Source organism: Saccharopolyspora tripterygii (assembly GCF_054778355.1).
The window spans coordinates 79,118-92,757 of the sequence record NZ_BAAGZP010000015.1 but is presented as its reverse complement, the minus strand read 5'-3'; the positions used below and the strand labels follow the sequence as shown (position 1 = coordinate 92,757).

Sequence of the window (13,640 nt, the reverse complement as noted above, 5' to 3'; positions counted from 1 at the left end):
CGCGGTGGTTCAGCGAACCTCCGGGATCATCGAGAGGAGGACATCGCTGAAGCCATGGTCGCTGCGCCTGCCAGCACCAGCACCGCTCCGCCGATGATGTTGCACAGGACCGTCGAGGTCGTCATGGCGGTTCCGCTCATCACGAAGACGGCCAGGATCGTCCAGACCCCCAACACCGGGCAGGTCCAGGCGATGCCGTGGGTGCGGTGGTAGGCCGCCGCGAACGACAGCCCTAGGACCGCGGCGGCCAGGCCGATGATCAGGTTGTTCAGCGCCAGCGACGGTGTCGTGGCGGCGAATCCCGTGATCCACGGCGACAACGCGACGAACAGGCCTCCGAGCACTACGAGGCCGTCCGCCACCTGAGCGGTCGGGGTTTCCGAAGCCCGCTCGTACCGCGTGCGCATCTCGGTGAGATCCGGATGCCCAGCGATCGGTGTGCTGCTCGACATCACTCCACCTCCACAATAGAACGTGACATCCGCCAGTATCCGCTTCACCGAGCGCGAAAGCATCCCCGAATTGGGGCTATTTTCCTCTGCGACAACGCCTTTCGGACGCAGAGTTCTGGCGCGGGATCCGCTGGGGAACCCGCGCCCCGAGTCGAGCTCCGCGCGACGTCGTCACGCCGCGTGGAAGAGGAACCGCGCGGTGCCGATCCAGATCTCGTCGCCGTCGGTGAGCTCCACGCACGTCACCGGCCGCCGGTTGACGTAGGTGCCGTTCAGCGAACCGCCGTCGAACAGCACGCACCGGCCGTCGATCACCTCGAGCTCCGCGTGATGCCGGGAGGCCGTCACGTCGTCGACCACGACATCGCTGTCCCGGTGCCTGCCGATCACCGTCAGCGGCGCCGAGATCGCGAACTCCGCCCCCGTGTCCGGCCCTCGGCTCACCACCAGCCGCATGCCGCCGTCCGCGGGCCCGCGCTGGGGCGGGACCAGTCTCGTCAACGGCTGGGTCGCGGCACGCTCCTCCGCCGACACCACGTCCTCCAGCGTCGCAGGGCCCGATGCCCCGACGACCTCCGCGATCTGCCCCATCGATGCTCCCCTCGCACTCGCAGGCCCGGCCGACGCCGACCCCGTCCCCGATAGCTCCCGCTCCCCGAGAACCAACACCAGGATGCAGCGCGGCGGTCACCCTCCGGGCAGGCCTTTCGACCCAGCGCAGCTGTGTTCCGCAACACCTCGCCGAGCGCGAGTGGACTTCTCCCGAGATGCCGCGGCACCGGGGACGCGATTCACGTGCCCAACCGCGCCCCCGGTGCCCCTCAAGTCCTCCTGCCGGTCAGGAACCGATGCGCTCCACGAAGGTCAGCAAGGCGCCGAAGAAAGCGATCGGAGCGCGGAGCACAGCCTTGGCGCCGTCGTCGATGCTGGAGAGGAACCCGTTGATCCCGCCGGCGGCGTTGGCCGGATCGTTCGCAATCACGATCGCGGTGACCACCACCGCGACCACGAACAGGACCACGACGAGCAGAAGACCACGTATCCAGAACCGAATTCGCTTGCGTGCCATGTCGTTTCTCCAGATCAGATAGCCGGTCGGGCGCGCGCCGCCAGAGTGGGAGCCACCGTAGTGCGCGCCGACATCGCTTGTCACGCTTCGCGACGGAACCGTTGCACAGCAGGTTCTTTGCCGGCTTTGATCTTCGAACGGCCGCGCTGGTCACCGGCCTCTCGCGTCCGGTTTCGTTGCCCTGCGGCAACCAACGCACGCGCCGAGCACCTCGACCGGTTCAGGTGGGGATCAGGCGAATTCCTCGTCGGGCAGGCCCATCTCGGTCGCTGCCGCGTGGAACGCGCTCAAGCCGGTGAGCAGCGCGTTGCGAGTCCGGGGCGTCATCGCGTCCAGCACCTGCTTGAGGTCGGCCTTGCGCTCCCGCTGGAACTGCCGCAGCAGACGCCTGCCGTCCTTCGACAGCTGGAGCATCACCTCGCGCCGGTCGTCGGCGCCGGCGACGCGGCTGAGCAGGCCCGCGGCTTGAAGCCGGTCGCAGAGCCTGCTGGTCACCGACGGGATCGATCCCAGCTCGTCGGCGAGGCTCATGAGGTTGATGGAGCCGTGCCGGTCCACCACCACCAGCGCCCGGAGCTGCGAGGGCGAGACCTGCGGCTTGATGCGTTCGGCGCTGCGCCCCCAGACGACCATGAGCACGCCGACGCCGGCTTCGAGCTCGTCCAGGGCTTCGGAGGACAGGGAATCGAGTTTGTGCGCCAAGAAGGCCCTCCTCGCCGGATGTCTCGGGTCCGGGCACGTGCGGCTCCGGGCGTATTGTGTCATGTCACGACCCATGCCCGCCCGCAGCTTTGAGCGGGCCCTGGTGAAGCCGGAGAAATTGGTGACCGTCCCCACGCGTCTGGATTCCCTCGATCGCACCCTGCGCGACGTCCCGGCTCACGAGTTGCCGGAGACGTTGATGATCGCGCTGGGAGAGCACTTCGGGGTGGCAGGGCTCGAGATCTACCTGGTCGACCTGCGACTCGCGGTCCTGGAACCCGTGCTCGAACCCGAAGGACCGGGCGTCCCGCTGGTGGCGACGCTGGAAGGGCGCGCGTTCTGCGACCAGGTGTGCCTCCAGCAGCCGATCGAGGACGAGGTCGCGCTGCACCTGCCGATGACCGTGCGAGGCGACCGGCTGGGGGTCCTGTGGCTGCGGTTACCGGAGTCCCCCGACGAGACCACGCGCGAGGAGCTGGCCGCCGCGGCCGATCTCGTGGCGCACGCGATCACGCTCGCGGAAGTGGCCACCGACCGGTACCGACGGGCTCGCCGGCCGCAGCGGCTGACGCTCGCGGCCGAGATGCAGTGGCAGCTGCTGCCGGTGCGTTCGGTGGATCACGCCGCCTACCGGCTCGCGGGTCAGCTCGAACCTGCCTACGCGGTGCGGGGTGACAACTTCGACTGGGCTCAGGACCTCGACTCGCTGACGGTCGCGGTCACCAACGGGATGGGCGAGAGCACCACCGCAGCCATGCTGACGACCTTGGGGATCACCGCGCTGCGCAACGCTCGTCGCAGCGGGGGCACCCTCGCCACCCAAGCGGCCCTCGCCGATCAGGCGATCTGGGCCCAGCACGCGGGCGCGCAGCACGTCTCCACGTTGCTGATGCAGCTGGACCTGACCTCCGGCGAGCTCAGCATCATCGACGCGGGTTCTCCCCGCCTGTGGCGGGTGCGCGCCGACTCCGCCGAGCAGGTCGACCTCGACGCCCAGCTCCCGCTGGGCATGGCAGACGGTACCGAGTACGAGGTGCAGCGCCTCCAGCTCGAACCCGGCGAGCGGCTGTTCGTGCTCACCGACGGGATCTACAACGCGGTGCTCGCCGACCGCGACTACAGCACCAGCTCGCTGCGCCGAGCGCTGCGCAGCAGCCTCCGACTGCCCCCGGCCGAGGCGGTGCGCTCCCTGCTCAGCGACCTCCGAGCCTTCCTGCAGGACAGCGAGCTGGACGACGACGCCGTGGCGGTGTGCGTGGACTGGATCGGCCCTGACACCGGCGTGCGCCCGGTCGCGCTCGGTCGGGACTGGATCGTGCTCTGAGCGCGGAGGCGGATTCGTTGCCGCACGACAATCAACGCGCTCTCCGCCGCTCCGCCCGCGTGGAGCCCGGAAACGCGAACCGGTCACGGGAAACCACTTGCCCTCGGGCAAGCGCTCGCTAGAATTGGTTGGTTCAACTCGATCAGGGCGAGCACTCGGCGTGCGGTGGTGCGCGAGGCACCGAGGCGGTGGCGGCGGATCGCGCCGGACTCCGGCGGTGCGCGGAAGGAAGACAGGATGACCGTCGAATCCCGGGTTCCCGGTTCCCTCGTCGACGAGGCGCCCTCGGCCGAGCCCGTGGTCAAGGCACCCGCGCCCAGCGTGCAGGTGTCGTTCCCGAACCCGGCCGCGATCGTCGTCGCCGTGACCGCTCCGGTCGATCAGGAGACGGTCGCCCAGCTCGAAACCATGCTCTGGCCGCAACCGACGTCAACGGCGCGCTCGGTCATCGTGGATCTCACGAAGATGCGGCTGCTCGACGTCCCGGACCTGCAGCTGCTCACCTACGCGCACATGCTCGTCCAGGCGCGAGGCGGAGCCCTGCGCGTCGTGGTCGACGACCTGGCCGTGCAGGAAGCGCTGCGCGCCTCCGGGCTTCACGTGCTGCTGGAATGCCACGCCACCCTGGGCGAGGCGCTGCGCGCCGACCACGGCTGAGCCGCGGCGGGTCAGCTCTGCGGGTCCTTCGAGGCCTGCAAGCTCCCCGCAGGCAGCCGCTCGGCGCCCCAGCTGCGCTCGATGAAGCCCATGATCCGCTCGACGTCCTCGGCGGGCACCTTCTCCGGCTCCATCCGCTCCAGCGGGTCGAGGTGGAAGATGTAGAGCCGGGACGCGAACTGGCCGAACGGGAGCGAGGCCTCGCCGAAGCGCTCGCCGTTGCCCGCGGTGGACACCACGACGCCGTCGCCCCAGTCCTGGCCGCTGTCGTTGTTGGGGTTGAAGAAGTAGACCCGCGTGACCTCCTGCGGATCGGCCGCGACCCGCAGGATCGTGATCGCGTGCCACCCGATGTAGCGGGCCGCGCTGTCGGTGACCGCCACGCCCGCGGGCTGCGGGTGGATCAGCGGCCGGCCGCCGTTGTAGGACGGGTGGTAGCTGGCGTGGAACTCCCGCAGGAACGCGTCGAGGTCGATGAGGTTGCCGGTCGCCACGTCGACGTTGATCCGGAATCCGCGCGAGGCCCACCAGCCGTGGAACTCCGGGTTGACCCACCGGTGCGGGTCGCCGGGCCGGTCGGCGCAGCGGCGGCCCATCTCCGCGTAGATCCGGTCCAGGTGGGGCACGACCAGCAGCGAGACCGGGTCGAGGTCCACCGGCATCGCGGTGGCGACACCGGCCGCCAGCTCCTTCGAGGAGATCGGCTGGCCCTCGAAGTGCATGATGACCTCGTCGTCGCGGGCGGCCCACACCACCATCTGCAGGAGGTAGTCGGGGTCGTTGTAGGCCCACATCGACAGCGCCCGGGCCGATTGGCAGGTCGGGTTGTCGCCCTGCCCGACGCCGAGCGGCTGGCCCAGCATCGACAGGACCCCGGCGGTGAGCCTCGCCTCGGGCGAGGGCTGGTCGCCGAAGGCCAGGGTCAGGCGTTCCCGAGCGGCCGAGGACAGCTCCAGCGCGAGCTGGCGCCACAGCGCGGGCACCACCGGCGGTTCGTAGAGGATGCCGCGGTCGAGCAGCAGCGCCAGGCCGTAGACGCACTGCGCGGTCTGCGGGTGCACGGCGGTCTCGATCAGCTCGTGCACCAGGTGGCTGAAGCGCATCAGGCAGTTCCGCCCGGTGTCGGAGAGCCCGAGCGCCTCGCCCACCAGGTAGTCACTCTCGTTGAGCACGAAGCGCAGCAGCTCGGCGTGGTACGGCGACACCAATCCGGTGTCGTGCATCGCGCGGGCGAAGCCGCTGGCCTCGTACTGCAGACCGCCGGTGTCCATCGCCTCCAGCCGAGAGCGGAAGACCTCCACGCCCGGGTCGTCGCGGCACACCTCGGTGGTCCCGAACAGGCTGCTGATGAGCCGGTCGATGCCCTGCCCGGACGAGGCGCCCAGGTCGATCTCCGGGTCGCCCCGGTAGACGGCGATCCGGGTGATCAGCGCCTGCACCTGGTCGACCTGGATGGGCCGCTGGCGCAGGATCCGCCAGATCTCGTCCACCAGCTTGTCCAGGACCGTTTCGTAGCCGACGACCTCGGCGAGGTGCCGGAACAGGTCCCTGATCAGGTGCGCGATCCGGCCCTGCTTGATTCGCTCCGCCTCGCTGGGCGCGGTGAACAGCAGCTCCAGGTTCATCGCCATGACCTGGGACAGGAAGTGGCCCGCGTCCTCGGCGGAGATCGTCGGGTGCGCGAACTCACCCCTGGACACGGCGAGCATGCGCAGCTCGCTGACCGCTTCCATCACGACCGTGTCCACGTCCCTGCTGCGCAGGCCGGGGCCCACCAGCGACGGGATGAGGATCTCCGGGGAGGCCCAGTCGGTTCCCAGGAACAGGCCGGCTTCTTCCAGCGCCTGCGCGCGGGCCTGCACGGCGGCGGCGCCGCCGTTCTGCAGCAGCACCCGCCGCAAGGACTCCAGGACCCGCCGCACCTTCGCGTGCTTGCCGAAATCGGGGGTCTCGGCCATGGCCTGGATCGCGCCGTCGAGCGAGGCCACGCGCTTGTCGAGCGTCGTGGCCTGGCTCGTTGCGTCCGCGGTCGGTTTCAAGGGCTTCCCTCTGGTAGGTCTCTCCTGCGTCGACGCTGTCGTCAGACGTAGAAGTCGAGCTCTTCCTGCTCCTTCAGCACTTCGCGCATCCGGTAGGGGTCCTCACCGAAGAAGTACAGCAGACCCCAGTGGGTGCCGAACGCGGTCCTCTTCGTGACCGTTTCCTCCAGCGGCGCCGAGAGGTCGTGCGAATCATAGTAGTCGTCGTCCTCGGTCTGCTCCGGGATCTGGAGTTCGTTGACGACGCGGCGACGGGGGTAGACGCCGAAGCAGCCCGCCACCCCGTTGGAGTCGACGACCTCGCGCGGGAAGAACGCGTCGATCTCCTCCTCGGTGGTCTTGGGGTCGAAGGCCAGCACGAGCCCCTGGTAGGCGTTGAAGCCGTAGGCGCGTTCGAGGAGCTCGAAGACCTTGAAGCCCGGCGGCCGGTAAGCGACCTCGCCGAAGTACATCTCCCCGTCGCTGGTGACGAAGTACTCGGGGTGGATGAAGCCGAACTCGATGTCGAAGGTCTTGATCAGCTTCTCGATCTGGGCGGTGATCTGCGGCCTGTACCGCTCCAGTTCCGGGGTCGCCGGGACGAACACCGAGTAACCGAGGCTGACGTACTCGGAGATGTTCAGGAACTTGATCTTGCCGTTGTGGATCCACGCCTCGACCGCGAACTCCCAGCCGTCGAGGTGCGACTCCATCAGGACCGGGAACTCCTCGTCCGGGATCACGTCGATCTCGTCCGGGGTGCGGATGACCCGGTGTCCCAGGCAGCCGGCCTTGTCGAAGGCCTTGAGGTGGATCGGGTCGTTCGGGTCGCCGTCGAGCTTGAGCAGCGTCTGGTTGACGCGCTTGAGGAAGCGGATCACGTCGTCCCGGTCGTGGGCCTCCTCGAAGATCCCGACCCGGATGCCGCCGAGCTGCGCGCGGCGCTTCATCAGCGCCTTGTCGCGCAGCAGCATGGCCTGGCCGAACAGGCGCGGGTTGTCGAGCAGCACGGAGTTGATCGCCCCCGCCCACTCCACCGTCTCCTCGAACAGCGGGATGGCGACGTCGACGCCCTTCTCCTGCAGGGTTTCGGCAATCTCCATCGAGCGGTCGTTGAGCCGCTCGAAGTTCCACGGCACGTAGGGGATATCGTGCTCGACGCAGTACTTCTCGGCCCAGTCCGGCGCCACGACGACGTACCGCCGATCGAACCGGTCGAGCGCCTCGACCGCGTTGAGGCTCCAGCCGAGGAGAGCTACATATCCCTTATCCGCGTTCTTGGCGACCGGTTCTGGCTGTGACATGGGCCGTTCCTCCCTTTTCGGCGAGTCCAGTTCTGGCGGTGGCGGACACAACCGAGTCCCGGTCTGTTCCGCGGTGTGCTGAAGGCAGGACCTGATGACCACCGACGCATCGGCCCGATGCACGCGGGCCTGCGCCGCTGGCGTCCTTGCTGAGAAGTGGCCGGATCATCCGGCCCGAATTCCGTGATTCCGCGACGATCTGCGCACCGAATCGAGGCACGTCGTGCGAGCCTCTTCTGCTCCGGCGCTCGTCCTCGGACGCTCCTCGCCCGATTGGCGCGGGCGAGGATTCCGCTCGTGCAGCCGCCTCCGCAGAGCGGCGCGCGCGGATCAGGATATGGGTCGACCTCGCAGAGCCGTGGTCGCGCGCGGTGTCGGCAATCGCATCAGGCTCTCCTCCAGACAGGTGATCCAAGCAGACATGCGAACATGCCCCCGCGCGAACGCGCCGGTCAAGATCCTCTGAAGAGTAACATCCCTCACGCGCATTTTTGATTGCCCCAGGGCAACGTCTTTACTGGTCCCGCGCTGGAGGAGCTCCTGCCTCGTTCAAGTTGGCGAGCCCGGGCCCGGGCGACGAACCGCGTGAGCGCCGCCCCACCGCCTCACTCCGCGACCTGCGCCATCAGCCGTTCACCGAACCTACCCCAAGTCGCACAACGGTTTTCACCTGGCCATGATGCTCGCACCCGCTCGGCGGTACCGCGCGGCGGGGGCGCGAGACCCCTCGCCGCGCGGATCCCTCATACCGAGAGTTCGGTCGTGGTGAGGGTTTCATTGCGGAACAGGTCCAGGACCGGGCAGTGCTGGTCGACGTGCCTGCGGAGTTCTTCATAGCGCTCCGGGGTTTCCGGTCCGCTGAGATCGACTCGCACCCGCACCTCGCGGAAGCCCGCGCGGGTGTTGTCGTCGAAGCCGAAGAACCCGTGCAGGTCGAGGTCGCCCTCGACGCGCACGGTCACGTCCTGGAGCCGGATGCCCAGCCGGGCCGCCCAGAACTGGTAGGTGATGACCTGGCAGGAGCCGAGCGAGGCCAGCGCGAACTCCACCGGGTTGGCGGCCGCGTCCTCGCCGCCGAGAGCAACGGGCTCGTCCACGGTCAGCTCGTGGTCGCGGATCGACACCTCGACCTGGGTTTTGGTTCCGGGCACCAGCCGGTGGGTCGCGTTGAACGACGCGGCCGCGTTGCTCGGGTCCGCGTCCACCGCTGAGCGGGTGGTTTCGATGACTTCGGTCAAAGACATGGGGTTCTCCCTCGTGGTCAGGGCGATGGATTTCGCAGCGCAGCTCCGGGAGGTCAACAGCGCTGGGCTGCTACCCGTCGCAGGTCGATGTGCAGCCGCCGGACCAGGGGAACGCTCATGCCAGCGCGTCCGAGAGGATCGCGTTGACCTGGTCGGCCTCCACGAGGAATCCGTCGTGCCCGCGCGAGGAGCGCACGACGCGCAGCGGAACCCCGAGCAGATCGGCGAGCTCTCGCTGCTGGTGCAGCGGGTACAAGCGGTCGGAGTCGACGCCGACGACCGTCGGGCGTGCGCGCATCCCCCGCAGCGCGGACGCCCGGCCACCACGCCCCCGGCCGATGTCGTGGCTGTTCATGGCTTCGCTGAGCGAGACGTAGCTCCCCGCGTCGAAGCGGTCGACCAGGCCCGCGGCGACGTGGTCCAGCCACGACTCGACCGCGAAGCCCTCCTCCAGCGGATCACCGCCGAGCGCGGCGTCGCGGCCGAAGCGGTCGTCGATCTCGGCGGCGCTGCGGTAGGTCAGGTGCGCGATCCTGCGCGCGATGGCCACGCCGCCGGTCGGGCCCGACGGCTCGTCGTAGTAATCGCCGCCGTGCCAGTCGCGGTCGGCGCGGATCGCCTCGATCTGCACACGGCAGGTCGCGACCTGATCCGCCGACGCTTCGGCGCCGACCGCGAGCACGACGGCGCGATCCACCTGCTGCGGGCGCGACAGCGACCACTCGAGCGCCCGCATCCCGCCCATCGAACCGCCCACGACGGCCGCCCAGCTGCGCACGCCGAGCTCGTCGGCCAGCGCCACTTCCGCCTGCACCTGGTCGCGGATCGTGACGGCCGGCCACCGGCTCCCCCACGCCCGTCCGTCGGGCGCGGGCGTTGACGGACCGGTCGAACCCTGGCACCCGCCGAGGGCGTTGGGGCAGACCACGAACCACCGGTCGGTGTCGATGCCCAGACCCGGCCCGATCACGCCGGCCCACCAGCCCTGGCCGGGGTGTCCCGGTTCGGCCTCGCCTGCCGCGTGGCTGTCACCGGACATCGCGTGCAGCACGAGCACCGCGTTGTCCCGCTCGGGGTTCAAGCGGCCCCAGGTCTCGTAGGCGAGCCTGGTCGTCGGCAACGTCGCACCGCGTTCGAGCGTCAGCGGTGGGACGTCGACGAAGCGCCGCCGCCCCACCGGATCGCCCTCTCTCCAGGCTCCGGTGACGGCGACGCCGGTTCTGGTCATCGCGCCCGCCGCGAGCTGATCACGCCGGTGTTGAAACCGGACAGGTGCAGCCCGCCGTGGAACCGGGCGTGCTCGATCTTCACGCACCGGTCCATCACGACGTCGAGCCCGGCGGCCTCGGCCTCCACCGCGATCGCCTCGTCGTGCAGGCCGAACTGCAACCACAGCGCCGAGGCGCCGACCTCCACGGTTTCCGCCAGCACGCCGGGGAGGTCGGCCGGCCGACGGAAGACGTCGACCAGGTCGGGCACCACGGGCAGGTCCGCCAGCGACGCGTGCACCGGGCGGCCGAGGATCTCGGTGGCGTTGGGGTTGACGAAGTGCACGTCGTAGTCGGTGCTGGCAAGCAGGTAGGTCGCGACGAAGTTGCTGGCCCGGGCCGGGTTCGGCGAGGCGCCGACGACCGCGACGCTGCGCGTCCGGCGCAGCAGCGCCTGCCGTTCCAGAGCCGACGGGCCGACCCATCCTGGCGCGGTCATGCCTTCTCCTCGGTTGCCTCGGTGAGCGCCTGGTCGAGGTCCCAGATGATGTCCTCGACGTCTTCCAGTCCGATGCTGATGCGGATCAGGTCCGGTGGGACACCGGCGTCCTGCAGTTGGGTCTCGCTGAGCTGCTGGTGCGTCGTCGACGCCGGGTGGATCACCAGGGTCCGGGCGTCGCCGACGTTGGCCAGGTGGCTGCACAGCTGGACGGATTCGATGAACTTCCGGCCGGCATCACGACCTCCCGCGACGCCGAACGCGAACACCGCGCCCGGTCCCTCCGGGGTGTAGCGCTGCGCGCGCTCGTGGTGCGGGTGGTCGGGCAACCCGGCCCAGCGGACGTAGGACACGCGCGGGTCCGCCTCCAACCACTCCGCTACGGCCCGGGCGTTGGCGACGTGCTCGGACATGCGCAGCGGCAACGTCTCCACGCCCTGCAGCAGTTGGAACGCGGCCATCGGCGACAGGGTCGGGCCGATGTCGCGCAGTTGCTCGGCGCGCAGCTTCGTGAGGAACCCGAACTCCTGGAAGTTGCCCCACCAGCTCAAACCGCCGTAGGACGGGATCGGGGTGGTCATGCTGGGGAACCGGCCGTTGCCCCAGTCGAACCTGCCTGCCTCGACCACCACGCCGCCGAGCGTGGTGCCGTGGCCGCCGATGAACTTCGTCGCCGAGTGGATCACGATGTCGGCGCCGTGCTCGATCGGCCGGAGCAGGTACGGCGTGGCCAGGGTGGCGTCGATGACCAGCGGGACGCCCGCCGCGTGCGCGACCTCGGCGAGCGCCGCGATGTCGGCGATCTCGCCGGAGGGGTTGGCGATCGCCTCGGCGAACACGACCTTCGTCCGGTCGGTGATCGCCGCCCCGATGGCCTCCGGGTCGCCGCCCGGCACGAAGTGGGTGGTCACGCCGAACCGGCGCAGCGTGACGTCGAGTTGCGTGATGGTCCCGCCGTAGAGCCCGGCGGCCGCGACGATCTCGTCGCCCGCACCGGCCAGGGCGGCGAACGTCAGGAACTCGGCGGACTGCCCGCTGGCCGTGGCCACCGCGCCGAGCCCGCCCTCCAGGCTCGCCAGCCGCTCTTCGAGCACCGCCACCGTCGGGTTGGACATCCGGCTGTAGACGGTGCCGAACTTCTGCAGCGCGAACAGGCTCGCCGCGTCGGCGGTGTCCTCGAAGACGAAGCTGGTGCTCTGGTAGATCGGCACCGCGCGGGCGCCGGTCGCGGAGTCGGGCACGGCACCGGCGTGCAGCGCACGGGTGCGGAATCCCCACTGGCGGTCCATCGGTCCTCCGGGAAGCGCCGGTCGTGCGATCAGCTGACCGGCTGTGCGTGCGTGTCCTGGCCGGCGAGGTGGCCCACCAGGTGTTCGGACAGGTCGCGGGCGTCGGCGTCGGCTCCGTCGATGAGGGTCGACTTGCGGCGCCGCAGGAACGGCATCCCCATCACGTAGAGACCGGGCCAGGGAGTCGCACCGCCGTCGTGGACGATGCGGCCCTTGCGGTCCAGCACCGGGACGTCGAGCCAGGACAGGTCCGTGCGGTACCCGGTGGCCCAGACGACGCTGCGGATCTCGCCGGACCGCAGGTCCAGGGTGAGCGGTGCGGCCGGAACCTCGGACCGCTCGAACCGCTCGACGGGGCCGCAGTCGGTGACACCCGCGCCTTCGGCCCACGTGTCGAAGGACTCCAGCAGCCTGCCCAGCTTCAGGTCCGCCAGCGAGCACATGTTCGGCAGCGAACCCGAGAACTGCAGCGTGCCGTCCTGGACACCGGCGAGCCTTCCGGTCAGCCGCACGCCGATCCGGGTCAGGGCGTTGAGGTCGAGCGTGGTGCGCTGCGGCGTCCCGACCAGCTGCATGGACGGGAGGTTCCTCGCCCGCACGAGATCCGGGACGTCCACGTAGGACTCGTCGAGAACGCCTGCGGCGTCCATCCACCACAGGACGTCCCGGCCCCGGTAGGTGCGGGGCATCCGGACGTGCTCGCCCACCGCCAAGGTGACCGGGCGCCCGGAGCGCTGCAGCTCCTCGGCGATCTGGACCCCGGTCGACGAGGCACCCACGACGAGCGCACCGCCGTCCGGGAGTTGGTCCGGGGAGCGGTAGTTCACCGCGGTGAACTCCGGGATGTCGGGCGGTATCCGCTCGGCCACCGCGGGAACCTTCGCCTCACCGAAGGCACCGGAGGCGACCACGACCGCGCGGGCCTCCCAGGTCCCCCGGTCGGTGCGCACCTCGAACCCACCCTCGGCGGGCTTCACCGACGTCACCGCCGTGTTGCTGCGGACCGGCGCATCGATCGAGACCGCGTAGTCGTGGAGCAGACCCGCGGTCCCGGCCGCGGTGAGGTAGCCGTCCGGGTCGTCACCGGTGTAGGCGTAGCCCGGCAGGCGGGTCATCCAGTTGGGCGTGAGCAGCCGGAAGGAATCCCAGCGCTGCGTTCGCCACGAGTCGGCCACCTCGCCGCGTTCGAGGACCACGTGGTCGATCGAACTGCCGGCGAGGTAGCGACTCATGGCCAGCCCGGATTGTCCCGCGCCCACGACGACCGTGGTCACCTTCGACAAGGCTGTGCTCCTCGGATCAGTTCACTTCGACCGTGACGCTGGTCGGGTTGGTGAGCACGTCGTAGACGGCGGAGCGCTTCTGCGACTGCGCGACGATCGCCTTGATCTCCTCCGGAGTGGCGTCGGCGTCGATGTCGTAGTTGACGCGCACGCCGCTGAACCCGTTGCGCACCTCGGGGTCCGCACCGAGGATGCCGTGCAGGTCGAAGTCTGCCTCGATGGTGGCGCGCACCGACCGCAGCTGGATCTTGCGCTGCTGGGCGACGGAGGCGACACCCGCGGTGAGGCAGCTGCCCAGGGCGACGAGCACGAACTCCACCGGAGTCGAACCGTTGTCCTCGGCGGCGAAGACCTCGGGGTGGTCGGCGTCGTAGGAGAAGGTCTTCTTGTGCCGCTGCTCGTCCCCGAGCCCGTAGAAGGTCTCCACAGTGGACTGGCTGTGGGTCCCCTTCACCCAGGAGTTGGTCGCGCGCCAGCGGAACTGAGCGACGTCGGGAGCATCGGCCAATGCGGCTCGGGCACCGAGCAGCGCATCGACGTTGACGCCGTTGTCGACCGGGACGTCGGTCGAGGTCATGGAGGGCCTCCAGG

14 protein-coding genes are annotated in these 13,640 nt (G+C 69.7%); 2 read left to right on the top strand and 12 right to left on the bottom strand.

All coding sequences use genetic code 11. The features are described 5' to 3' along the window. Positions 1–26: 26 nt before the first annotated feature. From ACYVF3_RS12350 to ACYVF3_RS12335, 4 genes are all read right to left on the bottom strand, one after another. Positions 27–452, bottom strand: coding sequence for an SPW repeat protein (locus ACYVF3_RS12350; RefSeq protein ID WP_461154369.1), 426 nt, complete (start codon positions 450–452; stop codon positions 27–29). Between the two features lie 171 nt (positions 453–623). Then, positions 624–1,043, bottom strand: a complete 420-nt coding sequence (locus ACYVF3_RS12345; protein ID WP_461154368.1) for an FHA domain-containing protein — start codon at positions 1,041–1,043, stop codon at positions 624–626. A 247-nt stretch (positions 1,044–1,290) separates the two neighbouring features. After that, positions 1,291–1,605 carry a hypothetical protein gene (locus tag ACYVF3_RS12340; RefSeq protein WP_461154367.1) on the bottom strand — a complete coding sequence of 105 codons (315 nt, stop codon included), beginning with the start codon at positions 1,603–1,605 and terminating at the stop codon, positions 1,291–1,293. Positions 1,606–1,752: 147 nt separating this feature from the next. Beyond that, positions 1,753–2,223: a MarR family transcriptional regulator gene (locus ACYVF3_RS12335; protein ID WP_461154366.1), complete on the bottom strand. Its 471-nt coding sequence runs from the start codon at positions 2,221–2,223 to the stop codon at positions 1,753–1,755. 121 nt (positions 2,224–2,344) lie between these two features. On the opposite strand from ACYVF3_RS12335, the gene ACYVF3_RS12330 reads away from it, so the two are divergent. Both ACYVF3_RS12330 and ACYVF3_RS12325 read left to right on the top strand, forming a co-directional pair. Further along, positions 2,345–3,547 (top strand): PP2C family protein-serine/threonine phosphatase, encoded by a 1,203-nt coding sequence (locus tag ACYVF3_RS12330; protein WP_461154365.1) that lies wholly within the window; start codon positions 2,345–2,347, stop codon positions 3,545–3,547. Between the two features lie 237 nt (positions 3,548–3,784). Continuing rightward, the gene (locus tag ACYVF3_RS12325; RefSeq protein WP_461154364.1) at positions 3,785–4,204 is read left to right on the top strand and encodes an STAS domain-containing protein; all 420 of its coding nucleotides are present in this window, start codon (positions 3,785–3,787) and stop codon (positions 4,202–4,204) included. Positions 4,205–4,215: 11 nt separating this feature from the next. On the opposite strand, the gene ACYVF3_RS12320 is transcribed toward ACYVF3_RS12325, so the two are convergent. The 8 genes from ACYVF3_RS12320 to ACYVF3_RS12285 all read right to left on the bottom strand — a co-directional run bounded on the left by ACYVF3_RS12320 (position 4,216) and on the right by ACYVF3_RS12285 (position 13,626). Next, entirely contained in the window at positions 4,216–6,243 is a 2,028-nt protein-coding gene (locus ACYVF3_RS12320; RefSeq protein WP_461154363.1) for a hypothetical protein, read from the bottom strand. A 41-nt stretch (positions 6,244–6,284) separates the two neighbouring features. Next, positions 6,285–7,526: an ATP-grasp domain-containing protein gene (locus ACYVF3_RS12315; RefSeq protein ID WP_461154362.1), complete on the bottom strand. Its 1,242-nt coding sequence runs from the start codon at positions 7,524–7,526 to the stop codon at positions 6,285–6,287. Between the two features lie 743 nt (positions 7,527–8,269). After that, entirely contained in the window at positions 8,270–8,770 is a 501-nt protein-coding gene (locus ACYVF3_RS12310) for an OsmC family protein (RefSeq protein WP_461154361.1), read from the bottom strand. Positions 8,771–8,885: 115 nt separating this feature from the next. Further along, positions 8,886–9,998 carry a homoserine O-acetyltransferase MetX gene (gene metX / locus ACYVF3_RS12305; protein WP_461154360.1) on the bottom strand — a complete coding sequence of 371 codons (1,113 nt, stop codon included), beginning with the start codon at positions 9,996–9,998 and terminating at the stop codon, positions 8,886–8,888. Then, complete coding sequence (locus tag ACYVF3_RS12300) at positions 9,995–10,477, bottom strand: CoA-binding protein (protein WP_461154359.1); 483 nt, start codon at positions 10,475–10,477, stop codon at positions 9,995–9,997. Before ACYVF3_RS12300 ends, metX begins: the two co-directional genes overlap by 4 nt. Beyond that, positions 10,474–11,766, bottom strand: coding sequence for an O-acetylhomoserine aminocarboxypropyltransferase/cysteine synthase family protein (locus ACYVF3_RS12295; protein WP_461154358.1), 1,293 nt, complete (start codon positions 11,764–11,766; stop codon positions 10,474–10,476). The genes ACYVF3_RS12300 and ACYVF3_RS12295 overlap by 4 nt, the downstream gene beginning before the upstream one ends. 29 nt (positions 11,767–11,795) lie before the next feature. Then, a complete protein-coding gene (locus ACYVF3_RS12290) occupies positions 11,796–13,040 on the bottom strand; it encodes an NAD(P)-binding domain-containing protein (RefSeq protein ID WP_461154457.1) in 1,245 nt (414 codons plus the stop codon). A gap of 25 nt (positions 13,041–13,065) precedes the next feature. Further along, positions 13,066–13,626, bottom strand: a complete 561-nt coding sequence (locus ACYVF3_RS12285) for an OsmC family protein (protein WP_461154357.1) — start codon at positions 13,624–13,626, stop codon at positions 13,066–13,068. Between the last annotated feature and the right edge of the window lie 14 nt (positions 13,627–13,640).